The sequence below is a fragment of the Acinetobacter sp. 22301 genome, from assembly GCF_052045285.1.
GTDB lineage: Bacteria > Pseudomonadota > Gammaproteobacteria > Pseudomonadales > Moraxellaceae > Acinetobacter > Acinetobacter pittii.
Genome location: NZ_JBQEOR010000005.1, coordinates 103,752 through 120,025, shown reverse-complemented (window position 1 = coordinate 120,025; position 16,274 = coordinate 103,752). Strand labels below are relative to the sequence as shown.

The following is a 16,274-nucleotide window of genomic DNA, read 5'->3' as shown; positions in this document are numbered from 1 at the left end:
TCAGCAACACCTGTTAAACAGGCTTCACCTGACGGCGAGTTGTGTCATCAAGACCACCTTCAATCGCCCACTCGGTGAAAAGCTCTAGACGATGTTCTTCTACACGTGGTTGCCATTCTTCTGTCAAATAATCATCGTTAGTGTAGTATTCAAATGCACCACCTAATGGTGAGTTGACGTACCAGAAATAAGCAGAAGAAATTGGATGACGTCCGGGTCCAATAAAGGTTGACCACTCCGAACGATTCATATTTAAACCGCCCCCAATCACCTCATGAATATCACGTACTACAAACGCAACATGATTTAAGCCAGCAGGTTTATTTGGAACACTGAGCAAGAATAAATCATGGTGATACCCTTCACCGCGACAACGTAAGAATGCACCGCGATTTTTGTAAGCATCAGATAAATGGAAACCTACTTTCTCGATATAGAAGTTTTCAGTTGTTGCCAAATCCGGTGTGAAGAACACCACGTGTCCAATCGCAACAGGTTGACCCTTTTCATAGACAGGACTTGCGGCATTCACACGTTGAATGTTGCCGTACTGGTTAATACCTTCCGTTTTAAGTTCAGGTACTTCTTTAACAAAACTTTGTTCAAAACGAATGGTCATGCCATTTGGGTCAAGACACTGAACTGTCGTTTCAGTACGTTTAAAACCCTCTACATCGGCTAAACGAGCTGCCAAGTCATCAAGGTCTTGAACACTTTCAACACCCCAAGTCACTTCACGTAAAGTTGAACCTTGCTCAATAGCAGTTGGCAAACGATCATCATCACAATTAAATAGATAAATCTTGCTACCATTTTGGGTTTGGTAAAGATCAGTGCCTTCAATATCCGAACTACTTTGGCTTAAACCAAAATCTGCCAAAAACTTGTTTGAAGCGGCTCTATCTTCAACTCCAAACTTTAAAATCTCGATCCCTGTAATCATTTGACTACTCCTTAGTTAAAGACAAAACCGCCATTGACCGGAATATTTTGACCTGTCACAAAAGAGGACAAATCCGACAGTAGATACAATGCTGTTCCATTTAAATCTTGTGGAAGTTGCTGACGTTGAATCGCTCTTCCGTTCACATATAAATCGTGGCGCTCCTGTGGCACATATTCGGTTGCTTCAACCAGAGTAAGGCCCGGTGACAATGTGTTGACACAGATATTAGATTGTCCCAACTCTCTTGCCATTGAACGCGTCATTGCAACAATTGCACCTTTACTTGCAACATAAGCCATCAGGTTGGGTGCGCCCCAAAGTGCTGTATCGGAAGCGACATTAATAATTTTGCCAGCAGCCGATTGCTTTAAATGGGGAACGCATGCCTTACTGATGAGCCATGTGCCTTTCACATTAATATTCATGACCCGATCCCAAAGTTCAGGATCATAATCAATCATATTTTTTCCACCCACATTGGTTGCCAGGGCCGCGCAATTCACAAGGCCATCTAGTCCTTGTAATACTTCCACGCTTTTTGCAACCGCACTTTCAATAGAGTCTGCATTGGCAAGGTCAACGGTGACAGCATGAACGTTTAGCCCTTGTTGCTGTAACGCTTGTGCTTCTTGTTGCACCAAGTCAGACAAAATATCTGCCATCACAACTTCAGCTCCAGCCTCGGCAATCGCTTGCGCGAAATCTCGGCCTAAACCACGCGCAGCACCAGTCACTAAAACTTTTTTGCCTTGCAACAACGCTACATTAGCCATGAGCTTCTTCCTGCATCTCGATACGGTTTGATGCATTTAGTGCAGCAATTTTCTTTAATTGCTTCTCAGCTTCTTTTTTCATTAAACGGCGTAAACGTGCAAGACCCACATCGTGTTGATAGAGGAACTCTTTTTCACGCGCATTTGGAGCAAGGTTTTCTAAAATAATTCGGTCTTGTTCCAATACATCCCAATGCAACTGTTCTAAATGATTGCGATATAAGAAACGCCATACATTACGTTGCCAGCCACTCACCTTACGGCAGCGCCAGAAAAATACGCGAGTGTTATTGGCATCAATTGGCGTTGCATAGCCCACAATCCAAAATTCACCACCTGGGCCAAATTGTTTGCGGTATGGAATTGAAAGACGTAACCAGCTTGCACCTGTTGAACCGTATTCAACCCAGTCAAAGTTCACACCTGTTTGACCTTCTTTTTCAAAAACAAAGCCATTATCTGTGGTGCGGTGCTTCATCTCTGCAGTACGTTCACCATCAGCCATCGAGTGTGATGTCGCGTGTAAATAGGTCCCATGCATTGGGTCCATCACGTTATCAATCGCGTATTGATGGTTTACTTTCCAGTCTGCTTGGCAAAGGAATGCACTCCACTCTTCACTTGCAAGTTGCTCTGGGAACTCAAGCGGTGCTGGTTGTTCATTTGCATCAATACCAAACCAGATGAAGATTGCGCCATGCTGCTCAATTACCGGATAGTTCTTTAAACATTTAGTTCCAGTCATTGGACATTCATGAACCGCTGGCACATCAGCAACCACACCATCAGCACGAACTTCAACACCGTGATACCAGCAAGCAACTCGGTCACCTAAGTTCCAACCAAGGGAAAGACGAGCACCGCGGTGTGGACAGCGATCTTCAAGCGCATGAACCTGACCTTCGGCATCACGCCAAACCACAATATTTTCGCCTAAACGGGTAATTCCGACTGGATTAGCAGCGACTTCCCAACTTGCCAAAACCGGATGCCATTGGTCACGTAAACCAAGTTCTAAATATTCTTCAGCGCTTTGTGAAGTTGATACGATTGCGTTCATTTTATTCTTCCCTGAATCAATAACCTAAACGTTGCATTTCTTCTGTAAAGCTTGCAGAAGTCCATTCATCACCAGATTCACAGCGGAAACCCTGTTGATTAAGTGCAGAAACAACGTCATCTAACTCTGTTGCGCCCGCAGAAAATGCCTGAATCAAGTTTTTTACAAAATCCTGTTCATAGAGCGTTGGCTCTTTATAACGTGTCTGCCAAACCAACAATTCAGATTGACCTGGAATTTGAATATTGTTGATACCTGCTTCGGTTGCCGGCGTTGCATGAATCCAGCTTGCCAACTTTTCATTAAATGTCTTCATTGTTCTGCTTCCTTGTACATGTGAGGACTAGAGTTGAACTTGAATATCCTGTCCTTCAACACGAACTGGGTACGTACATAGGTTTCTACACCCTGGCCCACTTTTTAGCTCACCTGTTTGAATGTCAAAAATTGCTTCGTGCAATGGACATTCAACAGTCTGATCTTCGATAAATCCTTCGGTTAATAAGGCATACGCATGAGGGCAAACATTTTCGATAGCAAAGTAATTTTCATCGACGAAAAATACGCCTATTTTTTTCCCTTCAATTTCGATGGCTTTCGGCTCATCTTCGCTAACGTCACCCTGCTGACAAACTGAGATCCAACTCATACCTTGCGTCCTCATTTTGTTTTATATACAAAACATAATTTGATTTTCAAAACACAAGCTAAGCATAATCCCCTTGATCATTTTTTGTCAAAGTAAAAATAAATATAAAATTCATTGGTTTATTAATTTATAAATATTTTGTTACGTTTCAAGAAGGAAACAAAGTTTTAAATATAAAAATTGTTTTATGCATTTTTAACAATTACAATAGTTATAAAATAAAGCAGCATGCCCCAAATTGAATCATGTTTTATTTATAGGAAAATGACACGAATGAGCATAGCAATTGATGAAGATTCGCAAGAATCGGAAACAACAAAAAATGATGATCGATATTTAGTTCCCGGACTTGTACGGGGTTTAGCTATCTTGCAAGCATTTAACCAACAAGCGCAAGAAATGACCATTACAGAAATTGCTGAAATTTTAGAAGTGAACCGTTCTAGTGCATTTCGTCTGATCTATACACTCGAATCTTGTGGCTATTTAAGAAAAGCATCTCAAAAAACTTATGCTCTTGATTCCAAAGTCATGGAACTTGGTTTTAACAGTTTATCTAAACTTTCATTACTTGATTTATCGACACCTTTAATGAAAGAACTACGTGACCAGACCAAACTCGCGGTACATCTTTCTATTTTAGAAGGCACTCATATTGTCTTTGTAAATAATATACAGTCGATGGGAACCTTTACGAGCAACATTAGCTTAGGAACTCGCTGGCCTGCCCATGCAACCGTCATTGGTCAAATGTTATTGTCTGATTTACCTGAAACTGAAGTACGTCAGCGTTATCGTAACTTCAATGATTGGGACAGTTTCTCTGAACTGACGCCAACTAATTTAAAAGCTTTATTGCAAAGACTCTCTTACGTAAAAACTCAAAAAACCATGGTGAGCTGGGGTCATTACAATCATGATATGGCAGCCTGTGCGGCACCTATTTTTAAACAGTCAAACGGGAAAATGGTCGCTGTTATCTCTGTGAGTTGTCCAATTACGACTTACGATGAAAGAACATTTAAAGAAGATATCGCAAGTTTAGTTGTTGAAACAGCAAACAAAATTTCCAAATTTATTTATTAAAAAAAGCGACGTTAAGTCGCTTTTTTTTTAGATTTTATTTCATAAATTAAAAGTTACTTTTAAAAATGTTCCCATTCATATCCTGAAAGATAATTGTCGAATCATTTTCTTTAATATCAAATTTTAAATACTGCTCTTTAAACTGAATAATTGCATAAAACTCTTCAGCTCCATCATCTAAACCCGTAGCAGAAATCTGGCTACCATGTGGAAAACCGTTGAGCCATGCAGCGTTATAAAAATCAGATACAGAATTAAATTCACAATATTCTTTTGGCTTGGCCATTATTTTTGCAGCCATTTGATCAAACTGTTGCTGTTTATAAACCTCTAAGCTCAACAACATGATCGCTCTCCAAATTAAAGCTGGTTTGAGGCTAAAAGCTGTTTCTTTTTAACCTTTTCCCATTGATACCAACCATAAGCTGCCATCAAAACAAATGCTGCATACAAAGCGGCTGTTAAAAATAAATCTTTATAGATGAACATACCGACATAAATAATATCGACAAATACCCAAAGTATCCAGGTCGCAATATGCTTTCGACTCGTCCAGTAAGTTGCGAGCAAACTAAATGCTGCAAGTTGGGAATCGAGCATAGGAACTGCTGCATCGGTAAAATTTTTAAGAATTAAGCCAAAAAGCAAGCCACCTACCGCGGCAATAATCATTTGGATGATAGCGGTTTGAACTACTATCGGCTCAATTCGAATATCGTGATCTTGCTGCTTTCCTTTGAGCCAGTAGTAAAAGCCATAAAAATTTACGACCATAAAAAAGAACTGCAAAATCGTTTCGCCATATAGCTTAAATTCGTAAAACAAATAGGCATATAAAACAAAGGCAAAGAAATTAAACAGCCAACACCACATATTACGGATTACCGTTAATCCGACTCCAATCAGGCTAATCAAGACCGCAAAGATTTCTAGAGGTGACATAAAACAGCTGCTTATTGAGATCAATTTGACGAGGTATTATGAGAAAAATATAAAGCGAAGCAAACTGCTAATTTAAATAAATGATGCAAATTGGCATTGTCTGAGGTTTTATTCTTTTCTAATGTCATCGATTTATTTCAATGCACAGATAAAAGAAATACCGATCGAGTCGCGAACAAATTATATTTGCTAGTTTTTAAACGATTGTTTAAAACATGATTAAAGACAAATAAAGAGCGTGACAATATGTCAAATCAAGCAGGAAAAGTCAGCCGTGAAACTCGTGGACATATTTTTTTAATTGGTCTAGATCGGGCAGCAAAACGTAATGCTTTTGATAGTCACATGATCAAAGACTTATCACTAGCGCTCACCGAATATGAAAATAATGATGCCCTGCGCTGCGCGGTTATCTTTGCTCATGGCGAGCATTTTACAGCTGGTTTAGACCTAGTTGAGTTACAACCTAAACTCGCTACAGGTGTTTTTGATTTTAGTGAAAATGAAATTAATCCTTGGGGCACAATAGGCCGAAAGCTCAGTAAGCCTTTGATTGTGGCAGTACAAGGTTATTGTTATACCGCTGGTATAGAACTATTTCTCAACGCAGATATTACGATTGCGAGTGAAAATACACAATTTGCTCAAATGGAAGTTCAACGTGGCATCTTACCTTTTGGCGGAGCTACTGCACGTTTTACTCAAGCCGCGGGTTGGGCCAAAGCCATGCATTATTTACTCACTGGTGACTCTTTCGATGCAAAAGCAGCATTTGACATGAACCTGATTACCGAAATATGCCCAGAAGGCTCTCAGCTCAGCCGTGCCATAGAACTTGCTGAACATGTTTCGCAAGCTGCTCCTCTTGCTGTAAAAGCGACTCTCGCCTCTGCGCGTGAAGCTATTAACGAAGGTTACGGGGTTGCCTTTAAGCAACTGCAAACTCATCTTCAACCATTGCTCACAACAGAAGATGTTCAAGAAGGTGTTTTTGCCATGTTGCAAAAAAGGCCTCCTGTTTTCAAAGGTAAATAATACCTGCACAAGCACTGCACTCTACAGCTTAAAACTTATGGATATACTGAAATTAGCGTGAAAAAAAGCCCACATGATGCGGGCTTTTTTTATTAATTGGCTTTATTCAACTCTAACGATTTTACCTAATTCATCATGGTGAACGACTGTAATTTTCTGACTACGTCCCTGCTCAATTTCATGTTCAGGTAAATCAAAATAGCGCGCATAATCATCTGTCTGTTTTGCTTTAAGCGCATTACCACCAACACGATGCTCAGGCAGCACATGACTCCACAACAATAAGCAAATTGCACAGGCAATTAACGCAGTAATACCATGTTCAATACCTAAACCAAAGGCACTAAACAAACGGTGAACCAAATGTGTTTTTTGGAGCTCAGCCAAAACCCAGATCAGTACAAATGGACGCCACAGCAACAACCAAACCGCCCACATCATGGCTGTGCTTGTTGTAGAAGCATAGCGCTTATGCCATGGTAATTGACGGCGTAAATCAATAATCAACGAATTTGTCTTCATTTCTCTCTTTACCTAACGAAGTGCTGTGGTTTTCCCCAGACATCAATACAGCACGATATTTAAAATCTCATGACTCTTGCATTTCATCCACGAATGCCCCGATCCGGGCTCACCCAACGCGCACGTTTCTCATCTCCACGTTTTAAAACTTTTGGAAATGCCACAATAGTTGCCGAGATGGTGATTAGCCAAAAGACCAATGGATACCAGATCATCCAGAAATAGTTTTTTCCCAGATGTGGTTCATAACGACTATCCATCCATTTGCTTAAAGCAAACTGAATGAGACAGGTTGCCCCCAATAAAATACCGCTACCATACGGTAAAAATGGAGAGCTCACAACGGCTAAAGCAGGGACCGGTAAAATAAAATGTACCAACCATAATAAAGCCATCGCCAGCATTAAATATGACCAAACTAAGGTTAAGCAAAGCTCAAACATTAAAGGCCATAAAAAATTTAATTTTGGCTTGGTGAAGACATCAATATTTTTAATTAATACCTGTGCCCCACCCATAGCCCAACGTAAACGTTGTTTCCACAAACCGTTTAAAGTTTCAGGCATTAAAATCCAGACTAAGGCATTCGGTTCAAAACGAATGTCCCAACCTGCACGCTGCAATTTCCAAGTAATATCGATATCTTCAGTCAACATATTGGGTGACCAATAATCCACTTGGTGAACAGCGCTCTTACGAAAAGCGGTAATTACACCCGATACGGTAAATAAGCGTCCAAAGGTACGTTGTGCACGTTTAATCATGCCGACAATCGAAGAAAACTCACCGACCTGAATACGCCCTAGCAAAGTTGAGCGAGTACGGATACGCGGGTTACCCGTCACAGCTGCAACTGTTGGATTTTCCTGAAAATGACGAATCATCCACTTTGCTGCATGAGGATCAAGTAAAGCATCGCCATCAATACCAATTAAAAACTCGGCATCGGTCATTAAGCTTCCGGCTTGCAACCCCATTGCTTTACCTTGGTTTTGCGCCAAATGAACAACACGTAGTTTTTCATGTTGTGCTGCTAAACGGTCGAGTACCTCTCCTGTATTGTCCGAGCTACCATCATTAATCGCAATCACTTCAAAATGAGGATAGTCCAGTTTTAATGCATGGCTAATGGTTTCTTCTGCATTATCCCCTTCATTAAAACAAGGAATTAACACAGCGACTTTTGGATAACTCTCTAACGGAGTAGGTTGATCGTAAGGCGGAGCCTGACGTTCTTTCCAATAGAAAATGATCGCGCCAATCATCCATAAATACGACATGAATAATGGATAATAGAAAACGAATTTTAAGGCATGCGACCATATTGCAGCAAAGATTGTCATGTTTTAGCCTCAACTACGGCACAAGACGAGATGATTTTTCAGCAAATGCTTTATGCATAGTGTCCACATCCGGATGATCTTTAATTGGATCATCTGGGTAATATCCGACATGCATTACACCTTGCTGATAAAGAGAATGAATTGTTGCGGCCATTTCAGTTGAAGGTACCTTTTCGTTTTTACGCCAGTCGGTTGCCTGTAACTCAAAAACAGTTTTCTTAATACCATTTGGATATTGTTTCACGCGATCAACCATATCTTTATAGAACTGATCAGCATTATCGACCTGTTCCATATAAGGCATTGCCATAATAGCCGTAAAGTCATAGCGTTTTAACGACTCTTCAAGCGATTGTGAATACCAGTTTTCTGCATATGGTTTTAAAGCAACTTGCGCATATAAGTTACGTGCGGTGAGCAAGAACGGTTCATATTGTCGCACGTCATCAACGAGTTGCATTGCAAAATCATCTAGATATTTTGTCTTATATGCCGTCCATTTTTGCAAATCTTGATCGTTATCGCGAATTTTTACCAAATCTGTAGGTAAACCTTGTTTCGCATAAGCTTTTAAGGCATCTGGGCTTGCATCTTCATAGTCAGATAAGGTGACGTCGTCATGGAATAAAATTCCGTTAAATGAAGATGACTTAGCCAAATCTTGATAAATCTCACGAATAGTTTGGCGTGCGTCTGCTGAGAACGGACTTAAACGGATATACCCCATGTTGAGGTGTTCACCTGTTTTTGCTTGCTCTGTCACCACCAAATCCTTAGAAACAGGATCAGTTTTTGGTAGTTCCCATGCCAATAAAGGCATCCACGCGTAAATACGACTTACAGGCGTACGCGTTTGAATTTGCCATGCTACACGGTTAAACAAGTCGGCACGCATTGGAATATGACGGTTTGGGAAATACACCATATCAGCAGAGCCATTCGCATCTGGATCTGAAAATGCTTGTAAATAGACAGTATTTACACCCATCGCATTAATTCGGTCTAACAAGTGACCTAAATTACGTTCTTGCTGTTTCGGGTCTGGATCATAAATATAGTCCAGATCGACATGCATAATTTTTTGCGGGCGGTTGTTATCCGTTAAATTCAATTCACGATTTTTAATTTCTTGAGCCAAATCATCAGTCGTCATATCGCCTTCTACCAAAATACGACTCATATTTTGGAGAGATTGTTTTGCGTGGTCTGCCCCATCATCAAGTGTAATGGTAATTGGCATACCCAGCTTTTTAGCAATTTGAACAGTTTGCATATTATAGCGACCATAAGGCCATACCATAATACGTGGTGAACGTAAGCCGTGTGCTTTAAGTAGTTCGTTATTTTTCTTTAAGTCGTTATAAATACGTGACTGATATTGTGCATCGTTCTCGTAAGTTTGAGTTTTTACATCATAAAAACGAGTTGTTGCAGCAGGTTCAGAGTTCCCTTGCGGGTTGCCTGTAATACCGCGGTGCAAATGATAGCTATGGTTGGCGATTTCAACAAAGCCACTATCTTGCATTTCTTTCAGCTCAGGCCAGCTTAAGATTTTATCGCGTGGAATTTCTTCCCCCGAAAAATCAACTTTCTGTCCTGCTTTTGGCTCTAACCATGAACCTACTACTGCGAGTACTACAGGGATTTTTTTAGCTTTAATGACAGGATAAGCATTTTGATAAAAAGATTGATAACCATCGTCTACAGTTAATAGAACAGGTTTTGTAGGTAGTTGAAATTTACCTTGATGAGCACGGATCAACTGATCAACCGTAATAAAATGGAATCCGTTTTTTTGCAGCCATTCAACATGCTGTGTAAATTGTTGAGTCGTCACTGCATATTGAGGAATTAATGCATTTTTAGTATCGGTAATTTCATGATAACCAATCACCGTAAGTGTTGACGCGTCCAGTTTAGGTGGTTTGGCTAATGCCATGCCTGACAAGCCTGCCAAAGCTAAGCCAAGTGATATGTTCAACAAAGGAGATGCAAAGCGGATAATCATGAAATAGCGTCTCAATAACAATATAGATTATTTATGCGAAGTTTGATTTTAAGACGCAAACTTTTTGGAATTTGGTCTCAATGTCAGCCTGCCCATAAATGAACAGTTTCTCAGTCAGCATTTATAATCAAATAATCTGAAAATAATCTTAAATATTTAAAAAGCTAAAATATAAATTAATAATGTATTTATATTTAAAGCTCATATAAACAAGAAAGCCCTCTAAAGGGCTTTAAATTTTCACTAGTCACGAGTTTTGACATCGAATAATTCAATTTCAAAAATTAAATTAGAATTCGCTGGAATAATCTTACCTATTTTACGCTCACCATAAGCTAAATGAGCAGGCACGATTAACTTACGCTTGCCGCCAACTTTCATTCCCATAATGCCTTGGTCCCAGCCTTTAATTACACGGCCTGTACCAATCACACATTCAAAATAATTACCGCGATCAATTGAAGAATCAAATTTTGTGCCGTCTTCTAACCAACCTGTGTAGTGAGTTGTAATCAAAGCACCTTTAACCGCCTCTTTGCCCTCACCTACTTTTAAATCAATAATTTCTAATTCATTTGACATGGTTTACCCCTTAATCTAAAGCTCTTAATCGCAACTGGTACTTAGTGTACCAACTGAATCTGTAGAATTTGTTGCGCTTTTCTAGGTTACTGTAACTGTGTCCACACAACACTTGCCTGACCCTTTTCACCTAAAAGCGTCCACTCGTTGTCCATGACATTTAATTGAAGCTGCATCGTACGTTCACAAAGTTGTTCAAGCTCTGCTGTACTTTGAGGGGCAATTTGCCACACTTGAACATTACTTAACGTTTTAATTTTACTGTTTCGTTTCCACCAGTCTTCGACTTGTGTGCCATACACAACAAGCGCAACTGTTTTACATCGCGCACTGGCTTTTTTGACTTTATCTTCAGACGGTAAGCCAACTTCAATCCATGTTTCTAACTGACCCGTTAAATCTTTTTGCCATAATGCTGGCTCATCAGTTTCAAAAAGGTCTTTAGTAAACTCAAGCTCATCACTTGCGAAACGGGCAAAAGCCATCAAACGAACCATTAAGCGTTCTAAAGTTTCCGAAGGATGCAAGGCAAGCGTCAGTTGATAATCACCATAAATATGGTCATCCATATTGGCAATATTCAAGTCTGCCTTATAAATTGTTGCTTTAAGCGCCATGATTAATATGTCCAAAAATTTGGCGCTAAGGATACTCGATTTTAGGTAAAAAATTATAAAAAAACTGAACAATGCAAAGCATAGTCATGTGAAATTTGCATATTCTTCCAAAACGCTCAGCTTATTTTATAGTTGGCCGGCTTTTTGCTTTAGAGAGAGATATTTTCCTCTTGCTAAAATTGATGACTTATGTGGCTAAAGCTCAAGCGTAGTTTATTTTTACAGGTTCTTTGTGCTCTCTTTCTTGGGGTTGCAGTTGGAATCGGCTTTCATGATTTCTCCCTATCTTTAAAGCCATTAGGTGATGGTTTTATTTCTTTAATTAAGATGCTAATTGCACCAATTGTATTTTGTGTTGTTGTACTGGGAATCTATGGTGCAAACGACATTAAAAAAATGGGCAAAGTCGGTGCAAAAACGATTCTCTACTTTGAAGTCGTCACCAGTATTGCCTTAATTTTAGGCATTATTGTGGCCTATGTATTTAAACCGGGCGTCGGTATGAATATCGATATTAGCCATTTAGATGCAAAAGATTTAAGTACCTATACCGAACGTGCCCATGAAATGCATACGGGTTCGGAATTTCTACTCAATATTATTCCAAAAACCTTCACTGCCGCTTTTGCAAACGGCGATATTTTACAGGTTTTATTGATCGCTATTTTATTTGGTGTTTCCCTACTTTTAATTCCAAAACATTTAGCAGAGCTGGTACGTCAAGCACTTGAAGCTTTTTCAGAAGTCTTCTTTAAAATTATGGGACTTATTATTCGTTTAGCTCCAATTGGTGTATTCGGTTCAGTGGCCTATACCACTGCTAAATTTGGTTTAGATTCACTCTTACAATTGGGTTATTTAGTTTTACTGTTTTATGCAACCTGCATTTTATTTGTCGTTATTGTTTTAGGTTCGATTTTAAAACTTGCCGGTCTCAACATTTTCAAATTTGTGAGCTATTTTAAAGATGAACTCGCTATTGTTTTAGGTACCGCTTCTTCTGACTCTGTTCTTCCTCAAATTATGAAAAAACTCAAAAATTTGGGAATTAAAGATTCAACTGTCGGTTTGGTTATTCCAACTGGCTATTCATTTAATTTAGATGGCTTTTCAATTTACTTAACGTTAGGTGTAATTTTTATTGCACAGGCCTGCAATATTGATTTGTCTATGCATGACTTACTGGCTATTTTGCTGGTTTCGCTCATTACTTCTAAAGGTGCACACGGTATTCCCGGGTCGGCTTTAGTTATTCTTGCAGCCACACTTTCAGTGATACCAAGTCTCCCTGCAATTGGCTTAGTGCTGCTACTTTCAGTCGACTGGTTTATTGGAATTATTCGTGCCTGTACCAACTTAATTGGTAACTGTGTCGCGACCGTAGTGATTGCTCACTGGGAAAAAGATATTGACCATGCGCAAGCTAAAGCTGTCTTAGATAGCAAACCTTAATCCCACTCTTCAGAGAACATTGAATTACTTTTGGTTTAATGTTCTCTATTCTTCAAGCTGACAAGCAAGTAATGCTGTTTCAAAAGCCAACCAATCATGGTTATGTTCGCTAATGATTTCAATACGGTTATCAATACCCTCTTCGCCCGACTTATAATTAAACTGATCAGGATTAAAGTTAAAAACTTTCCACCCTTGATCTGTGTTAAAAATTCCCTTAATTCGGAGCCAGTCTTGCTGTGCACATAATAAATCTAGCAAAGCATAAAACTCGAATTTCCAGCGTTTAGGCAACTTCCAACCAGCCACAATATAACCTTGTGCCGACTCGACATAATGATATGGTAATTGATTAATTTCCTTTACGACTTCGCTTTCACTCATTTGCTTTTGAAGTTTAAGTAAAGGTTGTATAGATCGCTCAGTTAAACGAGCTGCTATATCAATTTTATTTAAAGCTAACTGACCATGTTCAATTTTAACCCACTCTTGGTGATAAGGCTGATATTCATCTTTTAATAACTCAAGCGCCTGATCATCTTCAAAAGTCATCACATCGGTATGTGACACCACCACAATTTGGGCAGCTTTTAACTGATCTTCATAAAGGTTTTGTTTAACCCAATTAGTATCATGCAAACGGCTACCATCTACCACAGTAATCAGTGCTCGCATGGCTAAACTACTTTGCCAATGAGGCTCAGTCAGTTGGTCAAATAACTGAGAAGGATGCCCAAGTCCAGTCGGCTCAATAAACAGCCTGTCTGGCTTTTGTTCACTCAAAAGACGTGCTAAAGCAATATGCATCGGCAATTGACTGCTACAACATAAACAACCGCCTAATAGTTCTTTGACTGCATATCCTTCATCTTGAGGTAAGAGTTGTTGGTCTACTCCAATTTGTCCAAACTCATTCATTAATACAGCCCAAACCTCATCTTTAGGCTTTTGGCTTAATAAATGCTGTAATAATGTGGTTTTTCCTGCCCCTAAAAAACCGGAAATAATATGGGTAGGAACAGTTTTTGGGGCAATCAGTTTCACAAGCGGCTCAAATCAACAAGGTTTAAAAAACTAAGAAAGGTATATCACTGTTTAAGTAGCATGAAAATGATTTTTAACTTTGAAGATATACTTTTCAATTATCAGGCTAAAGCTCTCAATTTGTGACAGGCATCTCATCAATTATCTAAATTAGCTTTTAACATCTAAAACTCAAACGAAATATCCTATTCAAGCACATTCACAATTCATGCCAGAGTGTTAGGTTTACGTAACAGAGTTGGCTTTTTTTTACTCGATAAGAAATATTTTTTCACATTTTAAGGTGTATTTAAGTCCCTTTATTTTACAGATTGCTCACATAAATGACCCGTATATTTCATATTGTTAAGATAGCCGTAATAGATTGTTAAGTTAATTGATGTAATACCAACCTCGGCTTAGCATGTGTCCTAGCTTAGTCATTCAGCCATACAGGTTTCAGGTATGTATGAACGATTAGGTTTAATTTATTTTTAAATGAAATTTAAGGATGCCATAAAATGAAATTAGCTAAAACTTTACTCGCTACTACACTTGCTTTAACTGCTGCTTCAACTTTTGCTGCTTCTAAGCACGACCAAGCACATAACACTGCTGGTGAAGAAAAAGTTGTTGTTTCAACTCAAGAACAAGCAAACACTGCAAATGCTGCATCTGATGCTGTAGGTTCTGCTTCTGAAGCTGCTCCTGCAACTCGTTAATTCTCTCAGCATTCTCCTCCAAGCTCAGAGATAATTTTACTGAAATGAAAAATGGACGCTGAATTTTGGTAAAGAAGAAAAAGGATCGAACCATGCTGCGGTTCGATCCTTTTTTTAATTCGATCTATTTTTTTTAAGAAGTTTTCTTATACATGCTACAAGATGGATTGTGGTTTTCTTGAAGACGTAAAACCTTACGATGCTCAGCAGCTTCAAAGCGGCAACGCTTCCATTCTGTATTGAGATTTAATTGAGGTACTTCACATGGCTTACCCTGTTCATCAACAGCAACCATCGTGAAATAACAACTATTGGTATGGCGCACTGTCCGTTTCTGGATATTTTGCGCTTCAACACGGATTCCGACTTCCATTGAAGTACGGCCTACATGGTTAACACTTGCCAAGAAGGTTACCAACTCACCTACATAAATAGGTTCTTTAAAATTTACTTTATCTACAGATAAAGTCACCACGTAGCCACCCGAATAACGACTTGCGCAAGCATAAGCGACTTGGTCTAGTAGTTTTAGAATCGTACCACCATGAACATTACCTGAAAAATTTGCCATATCAGGCGTCATCAAAACTGACATCGTCAATTCAGACTGATCATCAGTTGCTGTGGTCATTTCATCTAATGTAGGCATAGCTCAACTCTGTCTTAAAACAAGCTCAGTCAACATTATGGTTGATAATTCACAAAAAAAACATGCTTAAATCCACAACATAGCATTGTATTTTTTAATATCTTTGATTGTTTTTTAAAATTTAATTTTTTAAGACACTATTTTTAAAGTTATTTTTAAAGCTGTTTTATTTATCTTAGAATTTTTTAGAAGATGCTATGCCATTTTATTCCATGTTCAATGGCATAGCAGGTTCTTATGAGTGACTTGCTAAACTTTATTAATGACGCCTGTCACACCATTAATGATCATATCAATGGCGATCGTACCAATTAATAAAGCAGATAAACGCCCGACAATATCAAAATAGCGGTCAATATGTTTGGCATGTTTATAGCGTAAATGATCATGTGAAAATTTCATCAAAATCAAAATACTGCAAGTTAAAAACAAGGTGAAAGCAATCACTAGCGCTGCCTCACCAATTGACATTTCAATTCCTGTGACTACCGCAGCGCTAATAGTCCCTGGACCGATCATAAACGGCATGGCAATGGTGCCAGCCAGATGTTCTGGAGCACCACGCATTTCTCCAATGGTGTCGGCACCCTGAAACACATAGCGGTAGCCAATCACCAAAAAGATAAGGCCTCCAAAAATCTGAAAGGCTTCAAAACGTACATTCAGATATTTACTAAAAATTGTTTCGCCGCCCCATGCAAATAGCATGAATACGACAAAAGCAATCAAACTTCCCTGAATCAGTGCTTTATTAAACACCTTGGCTTCTGAATGGCGGATCAGGCCAATCATATAAATGCTCATTAAAAATGGATTGAGCAACGAGAAAAATAAAGCAAAAGAATGTAGATAAGGAGAAGCCATG

The 16,274-nt window shown here is 39.1% G+C and carries 19 protein-coding genes; 4 read left to right on the top strand and 15 right to left on the bottom strand.

What is annotated here, in order from left to right; genetic code table 11:
• Positions 1–13: 13 nt before the first annotated feature.
• The 5 genes from ACTJJH_RS10050 to ACTJJH_RS10030 are packed head-to-tail and all read right to left on the bottom strand — an operon-like array spanning position 14 to position 3,428.
• On the bottom strand, positions 14–943 hold the full coding sequence (locus tag ACTJJH_RS10050; protein WP_440601084.1) for a VOC family protein: 930 nt from the start codon (positions 941–943) through the stop codon (positions 14–16).
• Between the two features lie 11 nt (positions 944–954).
• Positions 955–1,719 carry an SDR family oxidoreductase gene (locus ACTJJH_RS10045; protein ID WP_206222069.1) on the bottom strand — a complete coding sequence of 255 codons (765 nt, stop codon included), beginning with the start codon at positions 1,717–1,719 and terminating at the stop codon, positions 955–957.
• A complete protein-coding gene (locus ACTJJH_RS10040; RefSeq protein ID WP_005070727.1) occupies positions 1,712–2,779 on the bottom strand; it encodes an aromatic ring-hydroxylating oxygenase subunit alpha in 1,068 nt (355 codons plus the stop codon). The genes ACTJJH_RS10045 and ACTJJH_RS10040 overlap by 8 nt, the downstream gene beginning before the upstream one ends.
• A 16-nt stretch (positions 2,780–2,795) precedes the next feature.
• On the bottom strand, positions 2,796–3,095 hold the full coding sequence (locus ACTJJH_RS10035) for a recombinase-like helix-turn-helix domain-containing protein (protein WP_005070730.1): 300 nt from the start codon (positions 3,093–3,095) through the stop codon (positions 2,796–2,798).
• 27 nt (positions 3,096–3,122) lie between these two features.
• Complete coding sequence (locus ACTJJH_RS10030) at positions 3,123–3,428, bottom strand: non-heme iron oxygenase ferredoxin subunit (protein ID WP_336031508.1); 306 nt, start codon at positions 3,426–3,428, stop codon at positions 3,123–3,125.
• 273 nt (positions 3,429–3,701) lie between these two features.
• On the opposite strand from ACTJJH_RS10030, the gene ACTJJH_RS10025 reads away from it, so the two are divergent.
• Positions 3,702–4,514, top strand: a complete 813-nt coding sequence (locus ACTJJH_RS10025; RefSeq protein WP_069037293.1) for an IclR family transcriptional regulator — start codon at positions 3,702–3,704, stop codon at positions 4,512–4,514.
• A gap of 46 nt (positions 4,515–4,560) precedes the next feature.
• Here the strand turns inward: ACTJJH_RS10025 and ACTJJH_RS10020 are convergent, their stop codons facing one another.
• Both ACTJJH_RS10020 and pnuC read right to left on the bottom strand, forming a co-directional pair.
• Positions 4,561–4,860: a hypothetical protein gene (locus tag ACTJJH_RS10020; RefSeq protein ID WP_238516805.1), complete on the bottom strand. Its 300-nt coding sequence runs from the start codon at positions 4,858–4,860 to the stop codon at positions 4,561–4,563.
• A 14-nt stretch (positions 4,861–4,874) separates the two neighbouring features.
• Positions 4,875–5,456: a nicotinamide riboside transporter PnuC gene (gene pnuC / locus ACTJJH_RS10015; RefSeq protein WP_086400183.1), complete on the bottom strand. Its 582-nt coding sequence runs from the start codon at positions 5,454–5,456 to the stop codon at positions 4,875–4,877.
• Between the two features lie 246 nt (positions 5,457–5,702).
• Here pnuC and ACTJJH_RS10010 point away from each other — a divergent pair, with 246 nt between their 5' ends.
• Positions 5,703–6,491, top strand: a complete 789-nt coding sequence (locus ACTJJH_RS10010) for a crotonase/enoyl-CoA hydratase family protein (RefSeq protein ID WP_440601083.1) — start codon at positions 5,703–5,705, stop codon at positions 6,489–6,491.
• Positions 6,492–6,593: 102 nt separating this feature from the next.
• Here ACTJJH_RS10010 and pgaD read toward each other — a convergent pair whose 3' ends face one another.
• The 5 genes from pgaD to ACTJJH_RS09985 all read right to left on the bottom strand — a co-directional run bounded on the left by pgaD (position 6,594) and on the right by ACTJJH_RS09985 (position 11,563).
• A complete protein-coding gene (gene pgaD, locus ACTJJH_RS10005) occupies positions 6,594–7,013 on the bottom strand; it encodes a poly-beta-1,6-N-acetyl-D-glucosamine biosynthesis protein PgaD (protein WP_002117522.1) in 420 nt (139 codons plus the stop codon).
• Between the two features lie 83 nt (positions 7,014–7,096).
• The gene (gene pgaC, locus ACTJJH_RS10000) at positions 7,097–8,356 is read right to left on the bottom strand and encodes a poly-beta-1,6-N-acetyl-D-glucosamine synthase (RefSeq protein ID WP_440601082.1); all 1,260 of its coding nucleotides are present in this window, start codon (positions 8,354–8,356) and stop codon (positions 7,097–7,099) included.
• A gap of 13 nt (positions 8,357–8,369) precedes the next feature.
• Complete coding sequence (pgaB, locus tag ACTJJH_RS09995) at positions 8,370–10,364, bottom strand: poly-beta-1,6-N-acetyl-D-glucosamine N-deacetylase PgaB (protein WP_440601081.1); 1,995 nt, start codon at positions 10,362–10,364, stop codon at positions 8,370–8,372.
• A 243-nt stretch (positions 10,365–10,607) separates the two neighbouring features.
• Positions 10,608–10,946, bottom strand: coding sequence for an FKBP-type peptidyl-prolyl cis-trans isomerase (locus ACTJJH_RS09990; RefSeq protein ID WP_440601080.1), 339 nt, complete (start codon positions 10,944–10,946; stop codon positions 10,608–10,610).
• An 86-nt stretch (positions 10,947–11,032) separates the two neighbouring features.
• Positions 11,033–11,563, bottom strand: a complete 531-nt coding sequence (locus tag ACTJJH_RS09985; protein WP_005075397.1) for a YaeQ family protein — start codon at positions 11,561–11,563, stop codon at positions 11,033–11,035.
• Positions 11,564–11,752: 189 nt separating this feature from the next.
• On the opposite strand from ACTJJH_RS09985, the gene dctA reads away from it, so the two are divergent.
• On the top strand, positions 11,753–13,015 hold the full coding sequence (gene dctA / locus ACTJJH_RS09980) for a C4-dicarboxylate transporter DctA (RefSeq protein ID WP_440601079.1): 1,263 nt from the start codon (positions 11,753–11,755) through the stop codon (positions 13,013–13,015).
• A 45-nt stretch (positions 13,016–13,060) separates the two neighbouring features.
• On the opposite strand, the gene ACTJJH_RS09975 is transcribed toward dctA, so the two are convergent.
• The gene (locus ACTJJH_RS09975; RefSeq protein WP_440601078.1) at positions 13,061–14,059 is read right to left on the bottom strand and encodes a CobW family GTP-binding protein; all 999 of its coding nucleotides are present in this window, start codon (positions 14,057–14,059) and stop codon (positions 13,061–13,063) included.
• Between the two features lie 500 nt (positions 14,060–14,559).
• Between ACTJJH_RS09975 and ACTJJH_RS09970 the strand changes: the two genes are divergently transcribed.
• Positions 14,560–14,760, top strand: coding sequence for a hypothetical protein (locus tag ACTJJH_RS09970; RefSeq protein WP_000761577.1), 201 nt, complete (start codon positions 14,560–14,562; stop codon positions 14,758–14,760).
• Positions 14,761–14,893: 133 nt separating this feature from the next.
• Here ACTJJH_RS09970 and ACTJJH_RS09965 read toward each other — a convergent pair whose 3' ends face one another.
• Positions 14,894–15,409: an acyl-CoA thioesterase gene (locus ACTJJH_RS09965; protein ID WP_005070756.1), complete on the bottom strand. Its 516-nt coding sequence runs from the start codon at positions 15,407–15,409 to the stop codon at positions 14,894–14,896.
• A gap of 249 nt (positions 15,410–15,658) precedes the next feature.
• Positions 15,659–16,273, bottom strand: a complete 615-nt coding sequence (locus tag ACTJJH_RS09960; protein WP_002117499.1) for a MarC family protein — start codon at positions 16,271–16,273, stop codon at positions 15,659–15,661.
• Position 16,274 lies beyond the last annotated feature (1 nt).

Excerpts from the sequence above, each read along its gene's own strand:
- ACTJJH_RS09960 (WP_002117499.1), bottom strand. The coding sequence starts at position 16,273 with ATGGCTTCTCCTTATCTACATTCTTTTGCTTTATTTTTCTCGTTGCTC.
- pgaB (WP_440601081.1), bottom strand. The coding sequence starts at position 10,364 with ATGATTATCCGCTTTGCATCTCCTTTGTTGAACATATCACTTGGCTTA.
- pnuC (WP_086400183.1), bottom strand. The coding sequence starts at position 5,456 with ATGTCACCTCTAGAAATCTTTGCGGTCTTGATTAGCCTGATTGGAGTC.
- ACTJJH_RS09990 (WP_440601080.1), bottom strand. The coding sequence starts at position 10,946 with ATGTCAAATGAATTAGAAATTATTGATTTAAAAGTAGGTGAGGGCAAA.
- pgaD (WP_002117522.1), bottom strand. The coding sequence starts at position 7,013 with ATGAAGACAAATTCGTTGATTATTGATTTACGCCGTCAATTACCATGG.
- ACTJJH_RS10030 (WP_336031508.1), bottom strand. The coding sequence starts at position 3,428 with ATGAGTTGGATCTCAGTTTGTCAGCAGGGTGACGTTAGCGAAGATGAG.
- ACTJJH_RS10035 (WP_005070730.1), bottom strand. The coding sequence starts at position 3,095 with ATGAAGACATTTAATGAAAAGTTGGCAAGCTGGATTCATGCAACGCCG.
- dctA (WP_440601079.1), top strand. The coding sequence starts at position 11,753 with ATGTGGCTAAAGCTCAAGCGTAGTTTATTTTTACAGGTTCTTTGTGCT.
- ACTJJH_RS10020 (WP_238516805.1), bottom strand. The coding sequence starts at position 4,860 with ATGTTGTTGAGCTTAGAGGTTTATAAACAGCAACAGTTTGATCAAATG.
- ACTJJH_RS10050 (WP_440601084.1), bottom strand. The coding sequence starts at position 943 with ATGATTACAGGGATCGAGATTTTAAAGTTTGGAGTTGAAGATAGAGCC.
- ACTJJH_RS10010 (WP_440601083.1), top strand. The coding sequence starts at position 5,703 with ATGTCAAATCAAGCAGGAAAAGTCAGCCGTGAAACTCGTGGACATATT.
- ACTJJH_RS10045 (WP_206222069.1), bottom strand. The coding sequence starts at position 1,719 with ATGGCTAATGTAGCGTTGTTGCAAGGCAAAAAAGTTTTAGTGACTGGT.
- pgaC (WP_440601082.1), bottom strand. The coding sequence starts at position 8,356 with ATGACAATCTTTGCTGCAATATGGTCGCATGCCTTAAAATTCGTTTTC.
- ACTJJH_RS09985 (WP_005075397.1), bottom strand. The coding sequence starts at position 11,563 with ATGGCGCTTAAAGCAACAATTTATAAGGCAGACTTGAATATTGCCAAT.
- ACTJJH_RS09970 (WP_000761577.1), top strand. The coding sequence starts at position 14,560 with ATGAAATTAGCTAAAACTTTACTCGCTACTACACTTGCTTTAACTGCT.
- ACTJJH_RS10025 (WP_069037293.1), top strand. The coding sequence starts at position 3,702 with ATGAGCATAGCAATTGATGAAGATTCGCAAGAATCGGAAACAACAAAA.
- ACTJJH_RS10040 (WP_005070727.1), bottom strand. The coding sequence starts at position 2,779 with ATGAACGCAATCGTATCAACTTCACAAAGCGCTGAAGAATATTTAGAA.
- ACTJJH_RS09965 (WP_005070756.1), bottom strand. The coding sequence starts at position 15,409 with ATGCCTACATTAGATGAAATGACCACAGCAACTGATGATCAGTCTGAA.